Source organism: Maricaulis sp. W15, from assembly GCF_001924955.1.
In the GTDB taxonomy this organism is placed as follows: domain Bacteria; phylum Pseudomonadota; class Alphaproteobacteria; order Caulobacterales; family Maricaulaceae; genus Maricaulis; species Maricaulis maris.
Window position 1 is genome coordinate 41,763 of record NZ_LQXG01000002.1, and the last position, 21,232, is coordinate 62,994.

Sequence of the window (21,232 nt, forward strand, 5' to 3'; positions counted from 1 at the left end):
AGTCTTACGGCGATGCGCGCGCGGTGCAAGGCCGGAGTCGCGCGCGGCGGGAGGTGAATTCCGCAAAACGCCCGGCCACCCCGGTCACACGCCGCCCTTTCTGTGCTAGCCTCTCCCCGTTGTGTCGCGGTGATTTCCCCAGCTTGAAAAGGGCAAGGTCATGAATATCGCGGAGAAAATGGTGCGCACCCTGATTGATCGGGCCCGCGCCTATGACAGCAAGGAACAGATCGACGATTACGAGACGGATCCCGACAGCGGCGAGAGTGATGCCGTGGAGAGCCTGCTCACCGGCAATATTGATCCGATCCGCACAGAGATCGAGGACTGGCTGGGTTCGCTCGACGAGGAGGCCCAGGCCGAACTTGTGGCGCTCTACTGGATCGGTCGCGGCGATTATGAAGGCCGCGACTTCCCCGACGCCGTGCGCGAAGCGCGCAGCCGCCGCAGCGGCCCAACCGAGGACTACCTGCTCGGCGCCCCCATGCTGGGTGATTATCTGGAACTGGGTCTGGACGCCGTCATTGAAGCGGACGTGTTCGACGACGCGTGAGCGGGCGGTCAGATCAATCGTCCCAGGACACTTCCGTGCTGACCGGTGGCAGGCCCAGCTGGTTGCGGCGGTGCTTGATGGCATCGCGGATGCGCTGACCGAGGCGGTCGGGCATGACCGGCTTGACCAGATAGGCGTCGATCCCGGCCTTGGCGGCTGCTTCAACGATCCGGATCTCGTCATGAGCGGTCAAGAGGATGATCGGCACATCCTTGTTGGACAGATCCTTGGCGCTGCGTACACGCCAGGCGATCGACACGCCGTCATCGGATTCCAGCTCGTAGTCGAGCAACATGGCATCAAGTTCGACGCGTTTGAGATGCTGCCACGCGGTCTCACCATCAGCCGCTTCGATCACATCCTCACAGCCCAGGCGCCCGAGCAGTTTGACGATAAGGCTGCGGATCGATGTCACATCCTCGACCACGAGAATGCGCATTCCGGCGAGCGGCGTCTTCGACATGCATCAATGTCCTCCGGCTGTAGACGCTAACATATCCGCCCCGCCCGGCAATGGCGACTGCGCTGCCAGCTTGGTCGCCAGCGCAGTCAGGAGGGTCTGCGGATTCACCGGCTTGGGCAGGACGGCAGAAACGCCGGCAGCCGCAGCGCCGCGGACCAGATGCGCGAAACCATCAGCGGCGAGCAGGAAGAGCGGCAGGTCGGCCCGGTCGCACTGGCGCGGATCGCGCAGGCGTTGCGCCAGGTCGAGCCCGGAGGACAGGCCGAGATCATAGTCAATCAGCGCGAGATCCGGGCGGCAGGTGCGGGTGAGGACGAGGGCTTCATCGCCATCGGCGGCCTCGAAGACGCGGGCAAAACCGATCCCGGTCAGCAATGTGCGGATGACGGCGCGGACCGGGCGGCTGTCATCGACCAGCAGCACGGTGAGACGATCCGGGGTGGGCACTGAAAGGGCAGACATTGTCATCTCCTCAGTCGCCCAGTTAACCACACGCGCCTGAACGCCAGCCTAACGCCCGCTCATGCGCTATGACCCCTCCTGACAGAATGGTGGCAAGGGGGTCGCAGTGCGGCACTGGCCCTCGCGCGCGCAGCGTCACATATTCCCCCCATGGCCAAGCTGACTCTCGACGACACCCTCACCGCCCCGGAAGACTTCGTGCTCGACACGCTGACCCGCGTGACAAGCGCCGGCGACTGGACACCGCACCGGCCGGAACGGCCGGCCAAGTCCGAGGGCGGACAGCGTTTCCAGTGTGTGTCGGAATACTCGCCCAAGGGCGACCAGCCGCAGGCGATCGAGGAATTGGTCGCCGGGCTGAAGGATGAGGAGCGCGACCAGGTCCTGCTGGGCGCGACCGGTACCGGCAAGACCTTCACCATGGCCAAGATCATCGAGGCGGTGCAGCGCCCGGCCCTGATCCTGGCGCCCAACAAGACCCTCGCCGCCCAGCTCTATGGCGAGTTCAAGAGCTTCTTCCCCAACAATGCCGTCGAGTATTTCGTCTCCTATTACGACTACTATATGCCCGAGGCCTATGTGCCGCGCACCGACACGTATATTGAGAAAGAATCTTCGATCAACGAGGCGATCGACCGGATGCGCCACGCCGCGACGCGCTCCATCCTCGAACGCGATGATGTGATCATCGTCGCCTCGGTCTCCTGCATTTACGGCATCGGCTCGGTCGAGACCTATACGGCGATGACGTTCGAGCTGAAGCCCGGCGACATGGCCGATCCGCGCGCCGTCATGCGGCAGCTGGTCGACCTGCAATACACCCGCAATGACGCCGCCTTCATCCGCGGCACCTTTCGCATTCGCGGCGACAATCTGGAAGTCTTCCCGGCCCATTATGACGACCGCGCCTGGCGGATCGGCTTTTTCGGCGACGAGGTCGAGCAGATCACCGAATTCGATCCCTTGACCGGCAAGACCATGACCGAGCTCAAATCGGTGAAATTCTACGCCAATTCGCACTATGTGACGCCGCGCCCGACGCTCAACCAGGCCGTGGTCAAGATCAAGGCCGAGCTCAAGGAACGCCTGGCCTGGATGGAGGCCAATGGCCAGCTGCTGGAAGCCCAGCGCCTGCAACAGCGCACCGAGTTCGACCTGGAAATGCTCGGCGCCACCGGCTCCTGCGCCGGCATCGAGAACTATTCCCGCTATCTCACCGGTCGCAAGCCGGGCGAGCCGCCGCCCACGCTCTTTGAATACATTCCGGAGGACGCCCTCGTCTTCGCCGATGAGAGCCATGTCTCCATCCCGCAGCTCGGCGCCATGTACAAGGGCGATTTCAGCCGCAAGAAGACGCTGGCCGATCACGGTTTCCGCCTGCCGAGCTGCCTCGACAACCGCCCGCTCAAATTCGAGGAGTGGGACGCCATGCGGCCGCAGACCATCTCGGTCTCGGCGACGCCGGGCCAGTGGGAGCTGAACCAGACCGGCGGCGTGTTCACCGAACAGGTCATCCGCCCGACCGGCCTGATCGACCCGCCGGTCGAGATCCGCCCGGTCTCCACCGACGGCGCCTCCCAGGTCGACGATGTCATCGACGAGGCCCGCGCCACCGCCGAAAAGGGCTTCCGCACCCTGGTCACCACGCTGACCAAGCGCATGGCCGAGGATTTGACCGAATACATGCACGAGCAGGGCCTGAAGGTCCGCTACATGCATTCCGACGTCGACACGGTCGAACGCATCGAACTGATCCGCGATCTCCGCCTCGGCGTCTATGACGTGCTGATCGGCATCAACCTGTTGCGGGAAGGCCTCGACATCCCCGAATGCGGCCTCGTCGCCATTCTCGACGCCGACAAGGAAGGCTTCCTCAGATCAGAAACCAGCCTGGTCCAGACCATCGGCCGCGCCGCAAGAAACGCCGACAGCAAGGTCATCCTCTATGCCGACCGCATCACCGGCTCGATGCAACGCGCCATGGACGAAACCAACCGCCGCCGCACCAAACAAATCGCCCACAACGAAGAACACGGCATCACCCCGACGACCATCACAAGGGGCATCAGCGACATCCTGGAAGAAGTGATGGAGTCGCAAGCCAAGGGCCGCGGCGTGGCGGCCAAGGGCCGCAAGAAGGGCGATGGCAAGCCGAAAGGCCTGCGCGAGGCGGATCAGGCGGCGTTTGTGGCGGGGGATAATGTGGTCGCGGTGATCGCGGATCTGGAGAAGCGGATGCGTGAGGCGGCGGCTGATCTGGAGTTTGAGGAGGCGGCGAGGCTGCGGGATGAGGTTTTGAAGTTGCGGGGGGAGTGATTAGGTGGGGGGTAGTGCACTCGAATCCAGCGATGGATGGCATTTCTTGCCAACTATTGACCGAATGCAGCGAGTCATCACGCTACTCAGCTTGTCCCTTACTTTGCATATCTAGAATGAGCCGAGATTTCCGCAAACTATCGACCACCTTAGCGCGCTTAGATGAAGTAACCGCCCTACGATTGGAGACAGCATTCCGGACGCCTTGTTGAGCTGCAACGATGCCTCCGACGAGACTTCGGACCTTACCAATCTCACTATCTGGCAGCCGATATCGGATCGCTATTTCATATAATTTTCGAACCAATACATCTTCAAGGTAATCGTGGCCTTCCAGAGAGCCACCTACTTTTACCGCCAAGTCAGCAAGGTCATCGGTTCGCAAATCAGACAACACTGCAAACCGCATGAATTGCCTTCCAACGGGCTCGTTCGGAGACCCAATTCCATCTCTGAGTTGCTCCTGAAGCTTTTCAGTTCCGAGTACCCGAGCAGCCATTCTTCCTACAGCGCTGGGCAACGTGACGGCCAAGCGACGGGCAACCTCGCCAGAAGACAAATTTTCAGGAAACACTGCGCGGTAAATAATACCATTTATAACAACTTTTCGCTCTTCCACCAAAACAGGCAGACTTGCAAGGGACATAGCAGTGAATCGCAACCAACCGTCCAGGACGCCTCTAAGCACTTCTTTTTTTCGGTCGTTCCCAACAAGTTCGAGATGTTTCAACATTGCACTTGTTAGGACCAGCAGTGCAATCCATCTCTCATTGATGTCAGCGTGAGCAGCACGAGCAATACTTTGATCTTGGAAATCCTCAAGATCTCCACCTTCCAAAATCGCTTCACGTGCGCGCTCCACCTCTTCCGGCGACGCCAAGCTTTCAGCTAGTGCACGGAGATCATCATCATTATCCGAAGGATGCGGCGCTACATAACTCTCGAGAGACCGAGCATCGCGAGATTCTTTTGGCTCGTTTGCCCAAATTTCCTTGGTAGTCGTCTCTAGCTTTTCAAATATCCAATCTAGGCGATCGACATCTCGCATGTTCAGCGCACAATATAGAGATATCTCATTTGGATAATATAAAAACCGCTGATCATCGAAAATAAAGGTAAGAAACTCATTGTCGACGTTCATTCTATGCGCGACAAACCATTCAAAAAACATACGTAACCTAAATCGGATCCGACCACCACTTAATTCCAGTATCCGGCTTTCTACGAAATATTGTAATAACTTGTGTGCGTTAAACCTGAATCCATATTTATTCAAATATTCTTCGATTAAATTTACCGCGTCAGAATCTGAAAAAGTTTGAGCGTCATTTTTTACTAAAAACTCGGCCAAATAGGAAAGCAAGTCTATTTTATTTTTGTAATTAAAGCTTCCAGGAATAAGTTCCTCAGAAGCGAAACGCTCTAATACCAAGTCAATATAGCGCTCAATGAGATTTGCCATGTCAATCGGCGTATCTCTGTTCGCCATAAATATTTCTATCAGAAAGGTACTTGTGACTGCGGTGACAGGGACGTTGAGCGTCCTCGCATCCCTTAAGAGTCGCTCCAGAAGCTGATCTGCCTCAAGAGGCGCTAAATCACCATGCTTTTCTATTAGGTGCAGAACGTCTTTCTTCTGCATAGGCCGCATATTCATTTTCGAGAAAGCAACACCTGGTGCAATCTCTGGCTGCAAACCAGCCGAGTCGACTAACGCGGTGCTAGTCGCTATTATGAATCGACATTTTGGATACAGCTCAACAAATTTGTTAATTGAAGATTTACGTTCCCGCCGCTCGAAACTTACGTCATCCAGAAGAACAGTAATCCGACCACTCTCCAAGGCATCATTAAAATCGTAACCTTCTGGCAGATCCGGCATAGCTTGACGAAGCTTACGCTTAATATCGTTCACATTATCCTTGAAATTAGAGAAATGAAGCACAACCGGTATTGACCAATTGTCGTCAATATTCTTCTTTGACAGCTCAATTGCTGTTTTATTTAGAAATGTTGTTTTTCCCGACTCTTGCCGAGCCGATATTAGGCAATTTTGATCATCATGAATTATTTCCCTAAATTTCACCAAACTCACCCTAGGACCCAGCTTCTCGTCCGACTCCTTCTTTAGGTGAATCTCCTTTTCAAACCCGGGATCAATGAATATCTGGTCAATATGTTTGCCAGATATCGCGCTATTCGCGCTTTCATACAAATGTGGCGTCAGGACATTTGTCCTCCAAGCGTCCATCTTCACTTTGTCAAATTTTGGCAACGCCGCCGCGAAGTAAGCCTTTGCGGAGTCGGAAGAGTAAAATGCCCCGCCCTCCGCGACATCCGTCGCATCAGCAAAGACACGGCGAGGCTCCACCCAACGGCGAAACTTGACCATAAAGTGATTTTCGTTCGGATTGGTCACGATAATTGAGTAGCCAGCCCAACGATTCCTCCCCTCAAAGAGGGCGCCTGCTTGCAAGAAGGCTGCGCCGCCGGCTGGCCCTACAATTACATTCGGGTGCGCTTCGTGTGCATGGCCATACAAGTAGGCGATACTCGATTTCTCAATGAGCGCGCGGATCCGCTTTCCGTTCTCGCGCTCAAACCAACTCAATGGGTGATGACCAACCACCAGCGCGGGCACCCCAGGAGGCACCATCGCAAGCGCATCGACTAGGAATGCCTCCGGAATGCACATTGCACCGTGATCATCCAGGTCGGTAGAAATTCCGGTCGCCGTAAGGGAAGATGTATTGATCGATACAATGCATAAGTCCCTAAAATTAAAGACGGATGCTATTTCGTTCTCAAACACCTTGCTCTCAGAGCAGAACTGGTCAGAAAACTCTCTATAATTAGCGAAAACTTCTGAAATATATTGTTTGTATGATAAGCTTGAATACAAATTTGAAAAAGTATGGCATTCTTCCACTTTTTTTCGTACAGATGGAAGCGTTCGTAGGTTTGATGCTACCATGTCAGTGTTAGCATCATGGTTCCCAGGAGCAAACACTACTCGATCTTCCGATAGCCCTGCAGCGTCGGCGATCTTCATAATCGCATCCAATGCAACTTCGAAGTTCGTCGATGTACCTGATTGAACCAAATCACCGCTAAACAACATCAGGTCAGGTGACGTTGCGGTATCCCGTAATCGATGAACATCATCGATTAATGCGCGCAGAATAGGCACAGAATCAGGGTTTGTGGGCGCCGAGATATGAAGGTCCGAAAGATGCAATACTTTAATTATTTCAGGCATTAAATCTCCTAATCGATTCGCAGTGCCGCACAGAACCCGTAAACTACGTTGAATGAAAACGATCAGCGCATCGCAGCGCCACTTTAGGTCACAATCTGAGCGAAGCAAAATATGTCTGACGCGAAGAGACTCAGCTCAATCAATTTGGAGGAAGCTTGGCTGAGCAAGGCTGGTCAGGCGAGGCAATCGGAACACGCCACCTTTCGATTTAGGCGCGCGCCTATTCAGGGGGACTCCACCTCGGACGTCAGACCACCGCAAATATTGGGGACACACACCATTTTCTGGCCTGACCCGCACAATCAACGCTCACCATCGCCGCGACGAAACCGCCCAAGGCCCTCGCTCTTGACGGGCGCGGAGGACCGCGTAGCGGTGGGATGGTTGATCGGCGGCCAGCTACGGAACGCTGCGCGTTTCACCCCTTCCGCCCCTTCGGGGCACCTTCCCCATCAAGGGGAAGGACCTGGTGGCGGCATTCCCTCGCCTCGCTTCACACCCTCAATCTCCGTCATCCCACGGGGACCGCGCAGCGGGCAGCCGGGGAACCTCGGCTCGCCGGGTTGATCATCCGGGCGCGCGGGCGGAGGCAAGACGACCGGCGAGGTGGATGGGGTCCCCCGGATCGCGGCTTTGCCGCGACCGTGGGATGACGGTGGGAGATGGAGCGGTGGATCTTGTTCGGGGAAGGCACGGCTTCCGCCTTTCCTCCCCACAGCGTGGGGAGGTGGATCGCCCGGCAGGGCGAGACGGTGGGGTGGCGCCGCAAGCGGCAAGGGCTGCTCCTCGCTACGCTCGGCCCCATCGACCCGAGGCTCTCGCCTCGGCCCACTTCCCCACCTTGTGGGGAAGAAAGGCAGCCCTCCCTGCTTCTCCCCGACCGGGGAGAAGTGGCCCGCAGGGCCGATGAGGGGCGGCGCGTCAGCGCCCAGTAAAAGCCTTTCCATGCGCCGCGGGGCGGCGCGCCCCTCACCCCCTTGGCGCTGACGCGCTCCGGGACCTCTCCCCGGTTGGGGAGAGGCAGTGGGTCCTCGCCCTCGATGGGCGAGGAGTATCGCCCGTAGGGCGAGACAGAGTGGGTGATTGGCGATTGGCTCCGGAACGCTGCGCGTTTCACCCCTTCCGCCCCCTTCGGGGCACCTTCCCCATCAAGGGGAAGGACCTAGTGGCGACATTCCCGCTCCTCGCTTCACACCCTAACTCCCCGTCATCCCACGGGGACCGCGCAGCGGGCATCCGGGGGACCTCGGCTCGCCGGGTTGATCATCCGGGCGCGCGGGCGGAGGCAAGACGACCGGCCGGGTGGATGGGGTCCCCCGGATCGCGGCTCTGCCGCGACCGGGGGATGACGGTGGGAGATGGAGCAGTGGGTCCTCGCCCTTGATGGGCGAGGTGGCTGGACGCGTTAGCGGCCAGACGGAGTGGGTGATGGGCGGTGGGTGCCGGAACGCTGCGCGTTTCACCCCTTCCGCCCCGGCGCGCCGCGCCGGCCCACCTTCCCCACCAAGGGGAAGGGCCTGGTGGTGGCATTCCCTCTCCTCGCTTCACACCCTCAATCTCCGTCATCCCACGGGGACCGCGCAGCGGGCATCCGGGGGACCTCGGCTCGCCGGGTGGTCACCTGGGCGCGCTGGCGGAGGCAAGACGACCGGCAGGGTGGCTGGGGTCCCCCGGATCGCGGCTTTGCCGCGACCGTGGGATGACGGTGGGAGATGGAGCAGTGGGTCCTGGCCCTTGATGGGCGAGGTAGCTGGACGCGTTAGCGGCCAGACGGAGTGGGTGATCGGCGGTGGGTGACGGAACGCTGCGCGTTTCACCCCTTCCGACCCGGCGCGCCGCGCCGGCCCACCTTCCCCATCACGGGGAAGGACCCTACCCCGGAAACAGCATCAGGCCGATTTCGCGCACGCCATTGCCGTCGCGCACCAGGCAGTTGGCGCTTTCCAGGCCCTGGACGTAGCAGGCCATGTCGCGGGCTTCGGCGCGCAGGGCGTTGATGTCGGCGTTGGTGAGGCCTTCGGCGGGGTAGAAGGGGAATTCGGCTTCGGGGCCGGGGATGAAGGCGGTGTTGTCGAGGTCGGTGAAGGCGGCGAGCCAATAGCCGAGGCGGATCGGCATGTCGCCGTCGGCGGGTGAGGCGAGGAGCATGACTTCGTCGGTGGGATATTGGCGCTGGAAGCGGATCTCGCCATCACTGCCGACCAGGGTGAGCGTGGCGCGGACGCGGCCATCCTCGCCGCAGATCGTGACCGCCTCGGCGACCAGTGCGCTGTCGGGATCGCCGCCCCAATGGGCCAGGGCGACATGGTCGCAATCATCCGGGGCCGCGGGCGCCGGGCCTTTCTGGGCGAGGGCCGGTGTGGCGAGGGCGGCCAGGGCGGCGAGGCTGGCGAGAAGCGTGCGATTGGTCGATATCATGATCTGTCCCCTGTCTGTTCGCCAAAGGCTAGCGAGGCGAAGATGACTGGACAATGAGCCAAATGGGTGACGGGCGGGGGCGGTCCCCTCGAAGAAGAACGCGCACCGCGCGGTTTGCGCCATACATCTCTTGTCAGCCAGCAGGCCGCATCCGGTTTTCCAGCTCAAGGGTGGAACCGCGGAGCGGCGGCTGCGCCGCCCTTGACCTGGAAAACCGGATGCGGCGACCTCTCGGCAAGGGATGTAGGGGTTGGCGAGCGCGATTGCGCCGTTGTTTACCCAACTTGTCCCCGCACAACCCACCCAAATCCGTCATCCTGACGCAGGTCAGGACCCAGCCTCGCAGACGCGATTTCGCACGCCCTGGCAACGACGTCGCGTCGCAGACTGGGTCCCGATTGTCATCGGGATGACGGTGTGTGAGGCGGGGATAGAGACAAACTTATCCTCCCCCCTCACCGCCCGACACATAATGCCCTCGGTTTTCGGGACGGGAGGCACGAGCTCAGTCACTTGTGCCCGGAGACTCGCGGAGCCTGTCCGCGCCTCGGGGGTGACATCCCGAAGCTCCGGCAGGGCGTGCGACCGGGTCCAGGGGCACTAAACGACCGACCCTCAGTACCTGGCGCATTGGAATCGGGGGCGAGAGCGTCCGGGAAAACTCCGTGAGCGGGATGCTTGTCGAAGCCTACCGTTTTAAAATCAGCGCTTTATCGGCTCCGGCCGACATCCCGCTCCCTCCCATCTCTCCGGCGCAAAAGCGTGCGGAGCGATTGGCCTGCCTGCCGTCCGGGACGGATCGCCCGCTAACTCGCCGTCGCGGTTGTCGCGACCACGGTGCTGCTCATGATGGCCACCATGACCGCGGTCTGGGCGGCAATGACGGCGGCCATGGCGGAGACGTCGGTCGCGGGCACACCGGGACGGTCAGCGGTGAGTATCTGGTGCGCCAACCGCGTGCGCGGGGCGCCGGCGCCCCGGCACTTCTTGGGCAGGCGTTCACTGATATCGGCCATCGCGTGGACATCGGCGGCGGTCAGCCCCTCGACGGCCCAGGCGACCAGCATCGATTTGTCATGCTCGCCGCGCAGGCGCTTTTGTGAACGGGCGGCCTCGCGCAGGCTGTCGAAGGCCGCGACGGCCTGGTGCGGGCTGGCGTGCAGCAGCACGGCAAGACGGGTTGCCTCGCGCTTGTTGTGCTGGAAATGACGGTCTGCGGCGAAGACCTGCTCGGCCTGCTCGCGACGGGCGGTGACATCGCCGGGAGCGGCGCCCTCGGCGGCATGGGCGGCGGCGAAGGTGTCAGTGATCGAGACATCGGAGCGCCACCAGGGCGGGCGGATGGCCTGTTTGATGGCGTAGAAGCGGGCGACCAGCGTCTCGGTCGGCTCGTCCGACAGGGCCAGGACCAGCGCCGCACGCGCACCGCCGCCATGAATCGATCCGGTACCGCTGGCCTTGCGGGCCGCGCGCACCGCCTCGCGCAGGGCGAAGAAGCGCTCCGGATCAATCCCCCGGGCCGTCATCATCGCGGCATAGACCCAACGCAGGGAGCCGGTCGGGGCGCGATGGCCGCCAAGGCGGTCCTTGATTGCGTCGTGGATCTCACGGGTCCGGCTCACCAGCTGGCGCGGCTCGGCCGTCTCGTCCGCGCTGCGCAGCAGGGCCGAGGCGGTGAAGGGCAGCGCCGTCGAATCGGGTTTTGACCGGCCACGGCCCAGCGCCTCATGCAGGGCGATATAGCGGTTCAGGGCGGCTTCAGTCATGCATTCACTCCTCATTCCGGCATCAGCCTAGCATGAGGACGGGTTTGCATCGGACGGGACTGGCTGGCCGCCTGTCCCCTGCCCGCATCACCAGGCTTTGCGGCGGACACCCGCGCCTGGCGGCGGGCGTTTTTTGCGCCTAGCGGCGGGCGATTATCCACACCGCGTGCACGATGCCGGGGATATAGCCGAACAGGGTCAAGACGATATTGATCCAGAATTGCGCGCCGATCCCGACCTGCAGGAAGACGCCGAGCGGCGGCAGGAAAATCGCCGCGATGACCCGGATGATGTCGGCGCTATCGGTTCGGGTTGGAACGGTCATGGCAAGTCTCCTCGGTCGCTTCGGTTATGCATCCCCCCGGCGTAACGCAGACAATACGTACAAAGTTCAAATCAAATTCCAGCGCCCCGCTTAGACCTCGTGCAAGACATGCCTGTTTTGATGGGCGCTGAGGAGGCCGCCATTGCGCGGTCGCACGGGAGAGGTCAAGTCATGGCAGGCAAGGCTCAAGTCGTGGTTTTCGCGTCGCAGAAGGGCGGGTCCGGCAAGACCACCGTGTCAGCCCACATGGCCGTCCAGGCCGAGCTGTCGGGGGCCGGGCCGGTCGCCCTGGTCGATACCGATCCGCAAGGTTCGATGGCGAAATGGTGGAATGCGCGGGCCAGCAGCGTCCCGGCCTTTGCCCGCATCTCGGTGCCGGATCTGGGTCGTGACATCCAGCTCCTCGCCGATGCCGGCTATCGCCTGATCATCATCGACACGCCGCCGGCCGTCACCTCGACGATTGCCGAGGTGATCACCCATGCCGATCTCGTGGTGCTGCCGACCCGTCCCAGCCCGCACGATCTGCGCGCCGTGGGGCCGACGGTCGACATCGTGCAGATGCAGGGCAAGCCGCTGGTCTTCGTCATCAATTCCGCCACCGCCCGGGCCCGGATCACCGGCGAGACGGCGGTCGCCCTGTCACAGCACGGCACCGTCGCCCCGGTCACCCTGCACCACCGCGTCGACTTTGCCGCCTCAATGATTGATGGCCGCACGGTCGGAGAAGTTTCCGACACCAGTCGTTCGGCGGTCGAAGTCGCCAATCTCTGGGCCTATCTCGACGACCGGCTGATGCGGATGCGGGCCAGCGATCCGCGCGATCTCCTGGACCGTCCGCCGCGCTCGACCTTCGAAGCCGACATCTTGTCGCCCGCCACTGCCGGCATGTCAGGCCAGGAGGTCGAAGAGAACGAGGACGCGCTGGAAAACCAGCCCGGCTATGCCCTCGCCGGAAGCGGCGCCCCGCCACCACCGCCGGGTCCGGCCGCCTCGGCCAATTCCAACTGGGACGGGATTGACCGTCGCAAGGCCGACAGCGGTCCGCCGCCGGGCAAGCCGGATCGTCGCCGCGCCAGCCATCAACCCTTCGGTCGCCGCTTCACCGCCTGATCCCGACAGGAAGGACCCGTTCATGAGCGCCAAATACGCCAGCCTTCACGCCGGACTGCTTGCCCGCAAGGGCGAGGCCTCGCCTGCCATCCCCTCGCCGCTCGGCCCGACCTCCTATACCGACCAGCCGCAGCGCCGCGATATTGATCCGCCGCGCCCGGAAAACCAGCCGCGCGAGCAACAGTGCCACAACACGCCGCTGTTTGCCCGCAAACGCCCGCCCCTGCCGGCTGACGCCGCCCCGCCGCCGCGTCATGCCCCCGATACCGGCTCCGGAACGCCTGGCCAACAGGCGTCGGAAACACCCGCTTCCGCCTCGCCGCCGGGCGGGTGTTGCAGCGGCGCGGCACCCCCCAATCCGCCGCGTCCGCTGCCCGGTCCTGACGCGCCGTTGGAACACCGCACCGCCGTCCGCCTGACTGCCGAACAGAAACGGCGCCTGGGCACGGTCTCGGTGCAGATGAGCTGGTCACAGCAACGCATCCTGGCGATCGCGCTGGATGAATGGCTGGACCGGTTGTGTGAAACCGGGATGAAAAACTGCGCCTGCCTGAAAACCCGCAAGCCGGGCTAACCGGCTTGTCTGCTGTCGCACCGCAGGCTAGGCAGGCAGCGGGTCATGGGGTGAGAGATGGACATCCACGCACATAATCGGGACGCTTGGAACGCCGAGAGCGAAAGCGGCGACAGTGAGTGGTGCCAACCGGTCGATGCTGCCACCATCGCCGCCGCTCGAAACGGTGACTGGTCGGTCATCCTGACACCGAACAAGCCGGTACCGCGCGACTGGTTCGGCGACATCAAGGGCGCCCGCATCCTGTGTCTCGCCAGCGGCGGCGGGCAACAGGCGCCAATGCTCGCCGCTGCCGGTGCGACCGTCACAAGTGTCGACCTGTCACCGGCACAATTGGCCAAGGATGCCGAGGTGGCGGCCCGCGAAGGTCTGGCCCTTGAAACCATCGAGGCTGACATGACGGCATTTTCCGACAAGGTCGGGAGCGGTTATGATCTGGTCTTCAATGCCACATCCAACCTGTTCGCCAGCCGCATCCTGCCGGTCTGGCGCGAATGCGCCGCCATCCTCAAACCCGGTGGCCGCCTGCTCGCCGGCTTCATGAATCCGGACTTTTTCCTGTTCGATCATGACGAGGTGGACGCCGGCGGACCGCTGACTGCACGCTTCCACCTGCCCTTCTCCGCCGCCCGCGACCTGCCGGTCGGACAGCGCGAGGAACGTGTCCGCCGACGCGAAGCACTGGAATATTCCCACAGCCTGGAAGACCAGATCGGCGGTCAGATTGCGGCCGGTTTCACGATTGAGGGATTTTACGAGGACCGTTGGTCAGCGGACGCGACCCGGCTCGACCCGTACATGCCGACCAGCTTTGCCACCCTGGCCCGCAAATCCGGTTAGAGCTTTGTTTTGACGCTTTTTCGAACCGCGAAACCGGTTTCCACTTTCGCTGAAAATGCGCCAGCTACCCGCATACGCATGGCCGCCTCCCCCTCCATTCGCGCAAAATTGGCCAAACCGCCACATTCTTGGCATGATTACCGCCATAACCGCCCCTTCATCGTGAAAGGGAGAGCGCGTGGTCCAGGCCTATTCCATGGAAGGCTTCGAGATTCGCATCGACGGCAGTGTGCTGGAGATGCGGACGGAAGGCACACGCACGGTTGGCATGGGGCGCGACAGCGGACGTTCGTTCGAGAGCTTTCTGGCCCATTCCGACGTCTCCGGCGTCCTGTTTGATGTACGCGGCGCGCACTACGACTTCACGCCGGATGCCTGGGAAGAACGCGCCCGCGTCATCGCCCGTATCTGCACGCCCTATCCGACCGCCTTCGTTGGCCGCCCGGATCAGGACGGGCAGATCGGTCGGGTCATGGAATTGCTCGAAGCGCGGGGCGGCTCTGCCTTGCATTGCCGCTCACGGCAATCTGCGCGAGTATGGCTGGATGGACACAGGACCGACCCAGCTCGGAAAGAGTGAGCCGACGGGCGGCGGGGCCGACGCCGCATGAACAACAATTACTCCATGCGCGGCTTCGAACTCAAACTAGTCAACAATGTGATCGAGTTGCGCGCCGAGGGCGAACGGGTGGCAGGCGCCGAGCGTGCTCCGGCCAGCGCCTTCACCAGCATCGCCGCAAAAATCGACAGCCACCTGATCCTCTACGATATCCGTAGCGCCGACTACAAACTCGGTGAGTTGGATTGGGAGGAGCGTTTCAGATTCGTTGCGCGGCTCTTCAAGGGCTACCGGATCGCCTATGTCGTGCGCAAGGAACAGCGCGACATCGCTCGCGGGGCCTGCCGCGCCCATGCTCGCAATGGCGACAAGGCCGACGTCTTCACATCAAAAACACGCGCCCTCGACTGGCTGAAAAACTGAACCCGCCCTCGGGCCGGCGACCGGCTATTGGATCGGCCCGTCGGCGCTGCCGGCAATCCGCGCCGCAAGAAGCGCTTGCATGAGATCCAGTCTCGCCGCGCTGTCCGGCGCTTCAAGCAAGGCCTGACGATCCCTGGCCGGAAACGGTGCGTTCATCGACAACTGGTCAACCAGAACGGCGATAGGCGCATCGCGCAGGCTGCGCCAGTCCGCGGTCAATTGCTCGGCCTGGAACCAGGCCTGCAGCAATTGCAGCAACCGCTCCCGATCCGCATCCGGTTCGCGGCGCGGCAAGAGATCATCGCGGAACGGGGTGTAGTCCGGCTCAGCCACCCGGTACGGCGTCTTGGTCGCAATTTCGCGCTCAAGCCGGAAGCGACTAACCCCGACCAGCGTGATCAAGTAGCGACCGTCTTCAGTCTCCTGACACTGTTTGAGGCGACCGACACCGCCGATCATGGCCAGTTCCGGGTGTCCCGGATCACTGCCGGGTCGGGTCTGGATGATGCCGATATGCCCGCCACCACGGCGAACATCGTCAAGCATGTTCAGATAACGCGGCTCGAAGACGTTCAAGGGCAGGATTTCGCCAGGCAATAAGATTGCGCCGCCGAGCGGGAAGAGCGGCAATTGGTCAGGCAGGGGCAGATTCTGGCTCATGCACTTGAGATAGGGCCGGAGTGGCAGGCTGCCAAGGTCCGACCCGATCTCAAGACAACAGATGAAGGCAAGTCTGCGACATCGCGCTAACGGCTCATCCCCATCATGTCGGCCTTGCCGATCGGCACGCCCAATTGCCGAAGGATATTGTAGGCGGTCGAGGCGTGAAAGAGCGCATTGGCGATCACGAAATTCTGCAGATAGGCCTGACGCGGCAAGGTCAATTCGCGATCACGACCCGCGGGAAATGTGATGTTGGCTTCCGGATCGGCGTCGATCGCCGCGGTGTCCAAGGCCCAGACCGCTTCACGGGCCTTTTCGATGCGGGTCCGCAGCTCGGCGAAACTGGTTTCATCATCCGGCATTGAGGCCGGGGTGACGCCGGCCAGGCGCGATAAGCCGCGCACACTGAAGTCGGAGACCAGCTGCACCTGACGGGCAAAGGAAAACATGTCCGGCGACAGGCGCCAGTTCAGCCACACACTGTCCTCGACATCCTTGTCGCGTGCAAAGGCTTCGCCCTTGGCAAGAATGCCGTCGAGCGCGCGGTAAACCTGGTCGAGTTGGGTACGTGCCACGGATGACAGGGTAAGCGTCATGATCTTGTTCTCCCCATTGATCAGTGATGGTGAAATGGGGTGTGCGGCGCTGTACGGCAAGACAGGGCGCGCCGGCATGACAGCTGGCCGCAAACACAAGCCGACCGGGACCCGCGTGCGGTATCCCGGTCGTGCTCATCAGTCTGGCTGGAACCTCCGGCCGCGCGCCGCACGTGCCTAGTCGTCAGGCGTTGCTGCCCCAGCGACAAAGCAACTCGCCCTGCGCACTCCAGGTGGAGAGCCGTGCGTTGAAATCGGTCTCCATGTCCAAGGTGACGTCAGACAGGATGACAGCGCCTTCACCGCGGGGTTCGATATCACCGCCCTGGTAGATATCGAAGGAACCGCCGCCGGTTCGCTGGGTTACGATCATGTCCCAGCTCGCGCCGGCATCCGGCGCGCTCCAGGCGGTGACGACCAGGCCGTCGACTGTTTCGGTCAGGTCGATACCGCAGGCCGACCCATTGCCCATGTCTGCCAGGCGGGCTTCGAGCGGCGCTTCGTCCACCTCAACGGCAAACCAGATACTGGCCATGGCTGCCAGCGAACTCAGTGAAATCAGTTTGATACCCATATCAGCCTCCTTGGCTGGGGCGGCCCGGTCGGCGCAGCGGCGTCAAGCCGCTGCGCCCGGCGGGGTCGTCCTAGTGGTCGCCCTGGATGATCAGGGTCACATTGCCAGAACCGGTCTGGCGGAGATTGGCGGAATTGCCATTGCCGACCTGGATCACGCCGGCCGCATTGTTGCTGCCGTATTGGTCCGTGACCGCGGTGTTGTTGCGGCCCATTTGGGACACGCCAACGATGTTGCGATTGCCGGTCTGGATGTTGCGCGTGTAATTGTTGTAGCCCTGCTGGCCGACAACGGCGTCATTGCTGCGGCCAAACTGGTCGACATGGGCCTCGTTGTAGCGACCGTTCTGACCAACCGTGGTGCCGTTGCGGGCGCCGTCCTGGATGACGGTGACATACTGGCGCTCACCGCGCTGATTGATCACCATGCTCTGGCGGTGGCCCGTCTGGCGACCGGCAATGTCGTTCTGGTAGCCCTGCTGGGCGACCGAAACGCGGTTACGCGATTGCGCGTCAGCTGCACCGACCGTGCCGAGGATGGAAACTGCCGCGAGGGCGCTGGCAATGAGAAAGCGGGTCTTCATTTGACTACTCCAATTTTGCTGGCCGACGCCCGATGCATCGAAGCCTGTCACCTGTTTTAAAGACCCGGCGATGAGCGAATGCTGAGTGCTGTATTCATAGTCAAAACAGGTAGATGAACGAATTCTGTCAGAGGCCGGAGAGCCATGAAAAAGGCCCGGTGCGGGTGCACCGGGCCGAGTTTCACAACGCAGGGAATATACAGATCTCAGTGGCGGCGGCCCCAGCTCAGGGGCTGGCGATTGCGGTATTGCGGCAAGAGCTGCGGCGCACGACGATCAGGCTCGACTTCAGCCTCGTGCTCGGGAACCAGTTCAAGCCGTGTCGGCGAGACGCTGCCGGCAATCTGGGACAATGGCCGGATTTCGACCTCGGTCGAGCGGCAGACCAATCGCCCGCGCGTGTCATACACCCGAAGCTCCGCATCAATCAGGTATTCATCGACGCCGCCAATGCGGCCACGCACGAAATCCGTCGACAGGAAGCTGGCACGTGTCAGCACCGTGTCTTGCCAATGACCACCGGAGAATGAGCCGCTGAGGTCTGCGAGCACCTGGTTGGCAGCATTGTGGCGCGCGACCCGCAACTCATAGCGACCGGCAAGCGCGCCAGCAGCCTTCACCAACATCGGGCCATTCATGTTGTGCTGATAATACTGCATCGCGCAGTCCTGACCGGCTGGCAGGGCGACGCCGTTCAATCCGACGACTGCGTGAGCGGGTTGCGACAGGGTAAGCAGGCCTGCCAGAGCGGCGGCCAGTTTGAGCGTGGTGGCGCGAATAGACATGGCAGGTTCTCCTGAAACTCGTAAGCGAGAACTCATGTCTAAAGGTTCGGAAATGAGGCAATCCTGAGCGGTCGGTTCAACCGCCATTCATCAGGCTGGCAGCTCAGCGGGCAACGGCGGCAGGCTGGGCGCTGGCGGTATCAACCGGCTGCGGCAGGAGGACCGACGCCTCAACCGTATTGCCGATGCCGAGATAGTTGATCTGGCCGAAACCCATCGATTTCGCGAGCTTGATGCCCTTGCCGCGATAACCGGCCCGCGACGGATCGGCCATTTCCGCAGTTTCCGCATCAATCCCCTCACCATCATCCTGGATGAGGAAGGAGAGGATACGGCCGCCGCGCTGGAAGCGCAGCCGGACCCGGCGGCCTTCATAGAGGCTCTCGGTCATGCGTTTGGCGAGCTTGCGCTGCCAATTGCCCTCGGCGAGCCCTTTGGCTTTCTCGGTGGCATCAAAACCGAGATTGCCGTGCTCGATGGCATTGGCGAGGAGGACGTAAAGGCCGACGGCGGTGGCGCAGGGGCGCGGTGTGGCGCGCCCCAGCATGATCGCGACATCGCGCGCCTGCTCTCGGGTCTGGATCGAGAACTCGCCGACCTCCAGGGACTGGGTCGCGCCGAGCCCGATGGCGGCCTCTTCGGGAATTGTCATCTCGTGGGCACGATAGGCCCGCAGCCCGTCAATGGCATTGGTGACCGTGCCGGCATCGGCATCATGGTCGAGGAATATGTCGGCACCGGCACGGCGGGCATTGGCGGTGACCAGCAAGGAACGCTGCTTCGGCGCCGCATTGCGGCGGGCTTCGGCGATACGGGCGGCGTGGGCATCATCGGCGACAATGATCGCGACGGGCCCTTCATCGTCCATGGTCGGCCCCATATAGACCGTCATGCCCAATCCCTTGGCCAGTGCCCGCGACAGCACCCGCGTGCGGTTGCTGTCGGCCATGCACAGCCAGAGTCGGTCGGGAATGGTGTCGGATTGGGCGATCGCCATGCGGTCTCCACGGGAACCTGAAAAGCACTCGGTCAGAACACGCACACTAGAAACAACACATTAACAATGAATTTGGCCGCGCCAAGCGACATCAGGCGCGACACTCCTGCCACAAGGCTGTCAGCAGGCCTGGCGTAGAACATTGGGCGAACGGGTCGCGGAGGGCGGCCCGGCCTTCCGGAGCTCCCGCGATGTACACGCTCTATTTTCATCCCTACTCCCAGCATTCCCGCCGGGTCGTCACCCTGCTCGATGCTTGCCGCCTGCCCTATGAACCGCGCCTCGTCTCGCTGGAGACCGGCGAGCACATGTCCGATGCCTATCTGGCGATCAACCCCAACCACCAGGTCCCGACCCTGGTCGATGGCGATCTTGTCCTGCACGAATCGACCGCGATCCTGCGTTATCTGTGCAATCGCCACCGGCTCGACGACTGGTACCCGACCGGGCTGGCACGGCGGGCCATTGTCGATCAGTGGACCGATTGGGGTCAGTCCCGCATGGCACCGGCGGTGCGCGACATTGTCTACAACTCCGTCTTCGCCGCCGAGGCCGAACGCAGCCTGACCGCCATCGCCCATGGCAAGACAGTGCTCGGCGAACTGGTCCCGCTGATGGAAACAGCTTTGGGCGAAGCCAACTGGATCGCCGGCACGCCCGAGCCAACCATCGCTGATCTGGTCCTCGGCTCCAATATCACCCAGCTCGGCCTGGCCGGCTGGCGCCCGTCCGGGGGTCGGATCAAGGCCTGGTACGCCCGCCTGTGCGAAATGAAAGCCTTCGCCGACACGCTGCCGGTCGAGCTGGAAGCGGTCTGAGGGAGGCAGGACGATGTATCTCATCCTGCTCAAATTCGCCGACAAGGCAGCCGCGCCCGCCCACATGGACGGGCACAAGGCCTGGCTGCAACGCGGTTTTGATGACGGTGTCTTCCTGGCTTCGGGCAGCCTTACGCCAGCTCAGGGACAGGGCGGCGGCGGCGCGGTCCTGGCCCACAATGCCGGTCGGGCGGCGATCGAAGCGCGCATCGCCACGGATCCATTTGTCACGTCAGGCGTTGTTACTTCACAGATCGTGGAGTTTGAACCGTCCCGGTTCGACGACAGGCTCGCCTTCCTGGCGCCGGCCTGAGGCGCAAGCCGCTTACGCGTCGCGTTCGCGGACAATGCCGGCCGCGCGTTCGCGGCGGGTCGGGAAGCGATAAAAGATGTGCGTGCCAATCCGGCGCGTGCGCACGAGATTGTCGTTCCAATACGGATCAACCGCCACGGTGTGGTAGTGCGTCGCGCGCCGGGTCACGTCCCGGCCAAAGCCCATATAGGCATGCTGGGCGACCAGTTGCGAGCGCCGCCAGGAACGGCCGCGGGCTTCGCGGACCATCGAACCGTCACAGGTGAAGGTGAACTGGCAACCCGTCGTGCGCTCGGAGCCTTCATAGACCACGCCGCAGATCGAGTCGGGATAATGTCGGCTGTCGACCCGGTTCATGATGACCTGGGCCACGGCCAGCTGACCGACAAAGCCCTCGCTGCGCGCTTCGTAATAGATGGCCTGGGCAAGGCAATCGACCTGGGCCGATATCCCGGCGGCATTCTCGAAATGCGAGCTGTCAAAGGTGCGCAGATCGTCGAGCGGACGGGCGGTCAACACGGCGCCAGCGTCGCGATCAGCTTCCAGCATCAGCGAGGCGATGCGCAATTGCTCGGGCGCCTGCCAGGCGACATCGACATCACCAGCCTGAAGATAGCGGAAGGCCATTGCCTGCCAGACCAGGGTCTCGTCCTGTTCGCGGGCACGGGCGGAGGCCAGGTTGAGGAGCAGGACGGTGAACGCGCACAGCAGCAGCGTCGCCAGCATATGCAATGCTGTCGCCACCTGCTTTTGCTGGCTGCGAGCCGCGTCGAGGTCCATTCGGTCTCCGTATTTCCTGTCCAGCGTCAAATTCGACCTTTCACGAATCGTG

21 protein-coding genes and 1 pseudogene are annotated in these 21,232 nt (G+C 61.9%); 9 read left to right on the forward strand and 13 right to left on the reverse strand.

Translation table 11 applies throughout. From position 1 onward, the window contains the following. Window positions 1-160 precede the first annotated feature (160 nt). The gene (locus AWH62_RS03060; protein WP_075189013.1) at window positions 161-553 is read left to right on the forward strand and encodes a DUF3775 domain-containing protein; all 393 of its coding nucleotides are present in this window, start codon (window positions 161-163) and stop codon (window positions 551-553) included. 13 nt (window positions 554-566) lie between these two features. Here AWH62_RS03060 and AWH62_RS03065 read toward each other — a convergent pair whose 3' ends face one another. After that, window positions 567-1,016 carry a response regulator gene (locus AWH62_RS03065; RefSeq protein ID WP_075189014.1) on the reverse strand — a complete coding sequence of 150 codons (450 nt, stop codon included), beginning with the start codon at window positions 1,014-1,016 and terminating at the stop codon, window positions 567-569. 3 nt (window positions 1,017-1,019) lie between these two features. Further along, entirely contained in the window at window positions 1,020-1,478 is a 459-nt protein-coding gene (locus AWH62_RS03070) for a response regulator (protein ID WP_075189015.1), read from the reverse strand. 150 nt (window positions 1,479-1,628) lie between these two features. Here AWH62_RS03070 and uvrB point away from each other — a divergent pair, with 150 nt between their 5' ends. Beyond that, on the forward strand, window positions 1,629-3,794 hold the full coding sequence (gene uvrB, locus AWH62_RS03075) for an excinuclease ABC subunit UvrB (RefSeq protein ID WP_075189016.1): 2,166 nt from the start codon (window positions 1,629-1,631) through the stop codon (window positions 3,792-3,794). An 82-nt stretch (window positions 3,795-3,876) separates the two neighbouring features. Here the strand turns inward: uvrB and AWH62_RS03080 are convergent, their stop codons facing one another. From AWH62_RS03080 to AWH62_RS03100, 4 genes are all read right to left on the reverse strand, one after another. Then, entirely contained in the window at window positions 3,877-7,053 is a 3,177-nt protein-coding gene (locus AWH62_RS03080; protein WP_075189017.1) for a metallophosphoesterase, read from the reverse strand. A 1,872-nt stretch (window positions 7,054-8,925) separates the two neighbouring features. Beyond that, on the reverse strand, window positions 8,926-9,471 hold the full coding sequence (locus AWH62_RS03090) for a hypothetical protein (protein WP_075189019.1): 546 nt from the start codon (window positions 9,469-9,471) through the stop codon (window positions 8,926-8,928). Window positions 9,472-10,277: 806 nt separating this feature from the next. Continuing rightward, window positions 10,278-11,237 (reverse strand): hypothetical protein, encoded by a 960-nt coding sequence (locus AWH62_RS03095; protein ID WP_075189020.1) that lies wholly within the window; start codon window positions 11,235-11,237, stop codon window positions 10,278-10,280. A 139-nt stretch (window positions 11,238-11,376) separates the two neighbouring features. Next, window positions 11,377-11,562, reverse strand: a complete 186-nt coding sequence (locus AWH62_RS03100; protein ID WP_075189021.1) for a YqaE/Pmp3 family membrane protein — start codon at window positions 11,560-11,562, stop codon at window positions 11,377-11,379. A gap of 171 nt (window positions 11,563-11,733) precedes the next feature. Between AWH62_RS03100 and AWH62_RS03105 the strand changes: the two are divergent. The 5 genes and pseudogenes from AWH62_RS03105 to AWH62_RS03125 all read left to right on the forward strand — a co-directional run. Then, window positions 11,734-12,357 (forward strand): annotated as a pseudogene (locus tag AWH62_RS03105) (AAA family ATPase); the annotation flags it as partial. Window positions 12,358-12,697: 340 nt separating this feature from the next. Then, the gene (locus AWH62_RS03110) at window positions 12,698-13,249 is read left to right on the forward strand and encodes a hypothetical protein (protein WP_075189023.1); all 552 of its coding nucleotides are present in this window, start codon (window positions 12,698-12,700) and stop codon (window positions 13,247-13,249) included. Between the two features lie 57 nt (window positions 13,250-13,306). Further along, the gene (locus AWH62_RS03115) at window positions 13,307-14,089 is read left to right on the forward strand and encodes a class I SAM-dependent methyltransferase (RefSeq protein WP_075189024.1); all 783 of its coding nucleotides are present in this window, start codon (window positions 13,307-13,309) and stop codon (window positions 14,087-14,089) included. 178 nt (window positions 14,090-14,267) lie between these two features. Continuing rightward, window positions 14,268-14,669: a hypothetical protein gene (locus tag AWH62_RS03120; protein WP_075189025.1), complete on the forward strand. Its 402-nt coding sequence runs from the start codon at window positions 14,268-14,270 to the stop codon at window positions 14,667-14,669. Between the two features lie 27 nt (window positions 14,670-14,696). Then, the gene (locus tag AWH62_RS03125) at window positions 14,697-15,071 is read left to right on the forward strand and encodes a hypothetical protein (protein WP_143742896.1); all 375 of its coding nucleotides are present in this window, start codon (window positions 14,697-14,699) and stop codon (window positions 15,069-15,071) included. Window positions 15,072-15,095: 24 nt separating this feature from the next. On the opposite strand, the gene AWH62_RS03130 is transcribed toward AWH62_RS03125, so the two are convergent. The 6 genes from AWH62_RS03130 to AWH62_RS03155 all read right to left on the reverse strand — a co-directional run bounded on the left by AWH62_RS03130 (window position 15,096) and on the right by AWH62_RS03155 (window position 19,269). After that, window positions 15,096-15,731, reverse strand: coding sequence for an LON peptidase substrate-binding domain-containing protein (locus AWH62_RS03130; RefSeq protein WP_075189027.1), 636 nt, complete (start codon window positions 15,729-15,731; stop codon window positions 15,096-15,098). Window positions 15,732-15,817: 86 nt separating this feature from the next. Beyond that, window positions 15,818-16,330 carry a DUF1993 family protein gene (locus AWH62_RS03135; protein WP_075189111.1) on the reverse strand — a complete coding sequence of 171 codons (513 nt, stop codon included), beginning with the start codon at window positions 16,328-16,330 and terminating at the stop codon, window positions 15,818-15,820. A 184-nt stretch (window positions 16,331-16,514) separates the two neighbouring features. Beyond that, on the reverse strand, window positions 16,515-16,904 hold the full coding sequence (gene csgH / locus AWH62_RS03140; RefSeq protein ID WP_075189028.1) for a curli-like amyloid fiber formation chaperone CsgH: 390 nt from the start codon (window positions 16,902-16,904) through the stop codon (window positions 16,515-16,517). 70 nt (window positions 16,905-16,974) lie between these two features. Next, window positions 16,975-17,487, reverse strand: coding sequence for a curlin-associated protein (locus AWH62_RS03145; RefSeq protein ID WP_075189029.1), 513 nt, complete (start codon window positions 17,485-17,487; stop codon window positions 16,975-16,977). Between the two features lie 206 nt (window positions 17,488-17,693). Next, on the reverse strand, window positions 17,694-18,272 hold the full coding sequence (locus tag AWH62_RS03150; RefSeq protein WP_075189030.1) for a hypothetical protein: 579 nt from the start codon (window positions 18,270-18,272) through the stop codon (window positions 17,694-17,696). A 103-nt stretch (window positions 18,273-18,375) separates the two neighbouring features. After that, window positions 18,376-19,269: a hypothetical protein gene (locus AWH62_RS03155; protein ID WP_075189031.1), complete on the reverse strand. Its 894-nt coding sequence runs from the start codon at window positions 19,267-19,269 to the stop codon at window positions 18,376-18,378. 191 nt (window positions 19,270-19,460) lie between these two features. On the opposite strand from AWH62_RS03155, the gene AWH62_RS03160 reads away from it, so the two are divergent. Both AWH62_RS03160 and AWH62_RS03165 read left to right on the forward strand, forming a co-directional pair. Next, a complete protein-coding gene (locus tag AWH62_RS03160; protein ID WP_075189032.1) occupies window positions 19,461-20,087 on the forward strand; it encodes a glutathione S-transferase family protein in 627 nt (208 codons plus the stop codon). Window positions 20,088-20,100: 13 nt separating this feature from the next. Beyond that, the gene (locus AWH62_RS03165; protein WP_075189033.1) at window positions 20,101-20,400 is read left to right on the forward strand and encodes a YciI family protein; all 300 of its coding nucleotides are present in this window, start codon (window positions 20,101-20,103) and stop codon (window positions 20,398-20,400) included. Window positions 20,401-20,412: 12 nt separating this feature from the next. On the opposite strand, the gene AWH62_RS03170 is transcribed toward AWH62_RS03165, so the two are convergent. Then, window positions 20,413-21,180: a cell wall hydrolase gene (locus tag AWH62_RS03170; protein WP_075189034.1), complete on the reverse strand. Its 768-nt coding sequence runs from the start codon at window positions 21,178-21,180 to the stop codon at window positions 20,413-20,415. Between the last annotated feature and the right edge of the window lie 52 nt (window positions 21,181-21,232).

Coding starts and splice junctions, on each gene's coding strand:
- AWH62_RS03060 (WP_075189013.1), top strand. CDS start 161: ATGAATATCGCGGAGAAAATGGTGCGCACCCTGATTGATCGGGCCCGC.
- AWH62_RS03065 (WP_075189014.1), bottom strand. CDS start 1,016: ATGTCGAAGACGCCGCTCGCCGGAATGCGCATTCTCGTGGTCGAGGAT.
- AWH62_RS03070 (WP_075189015.1), bottom strand. CDS start 1,478: ATGTCTGCCCTTTCAGTGCCCACCCCGGATCGTCTCACCGTGCTGCTG.
- uvrB (WP_075189016.1), top strand. CDS start 1,629: ATGGCCAAGCTGACTCTCGACGACACCCTCACCGCCCCGGAAGACTTC.
- AWH62_RS03080 (WP_075189017.1), bottom strand. CDS start 7,053: ATGCCTGAAATAATTAAAGTATTGCATCTTTCGGACCTTCATATCTCG.
- AWH62_RS03090 (WP_075189019.1), bottom strand. CDS start 9,471: ATGATATCGACCAATCGCACGCTTCTCGCCAGCCTCGCCGCCCTGGCC.
- AWH62_RS03095 (WP_075189020.1), bottom strand. CDS start 11,237: ATGACTGAAGCCGCCCTGAACCGCTATATCGCCCTGCATGAGGCGCTG.
- AWH62_RS03100 (WP_075189021.1), bottom strand. CDS start 11,562: ATGACCGTTCCAACCCGAACCGATAGCGCCGACATCATCCGGGTCATC.
- AWH62_RS03110 (WP_075189023.1), top strand. CDS start 12,698: ATGAGCGCCAAATACGCCAGCCTTCACGCCGGACTGCTTGCCCGCAAG.
- AWH62_RS03115 (WP_075189024.1), top strand. CDS start 13,307: ATGGACATCCACGCACATAATCGGGACGCTTGGAACGCCGAGAGCGAA.
- AWH62_RS03125 (WP_143742896.1), top strand. CDS start 14,697: ATGAACAACAATTACTCCATGCGCGGCTTCGAACTCAAACTAGTCAAC.
- AWH62_RS03130 (WP_075189027.1), bottom strand. CDS start 15,731: ATGAGCCAGAATCTGCCCCTGCCTGACCAATTGCCGCTCTTCCCGCTC.
- AWH62_RS03135 (WP_075189111.1), bottom strand. CDS start 16,330: ATGACGCTTACCCTGTCATCCGTGGCACGTACCCAACTCGACCAGGTT.
- csgH (WP_075189028.1), bottom strand. CDS start 16,904: ATGGGTATCAAACTGATTTCACTGAGTTCGCTGGCAGCCATGGCCAGT.
- AWH62_RS03145 (WP_075189029.1), bottom strand. CDS start 17,487: ATGAAGACCCGCTTTCTCATTGCCAGCGCCCTCGCGGCAGTTTCCATC.
- AWH62_RS03150 (WP_075189030.1), bottom strand. CDS start 18,272: ATGTCTATTCGCGCCACCACGCTCAAACTGGCCGCCGCTCTGGCAGGC.
- AWH62_RS03155 (WP_075189031.1), bottom strand. CDS start 19,269: ATGGCGATCGCCCAATCCGACACCATTCCCGACCGACTCTGGCTGTGC.
- AWH62_RS03160 (WP_075189032.1), top strand. CDS start 19,461: ATGTACACGCTCTATTTTCATCCCTACTCCCAGCATTCCCGCCGGGTC.
- AWH62_RS03165 (WP_075189033.1), top strand. CDS start 20,101: ATGTATCTCATCCTGCTCAAATTCGCCGACAAGGCAGCCGCGCCCGCC.
- AWH62_RS03170 (WP_075189034.1), bottom strand. CDS start 21,180: ATGGACCTCGACGCGGCTCGCAGCCAGCAAAAGCAGGTGGCGACAGCA.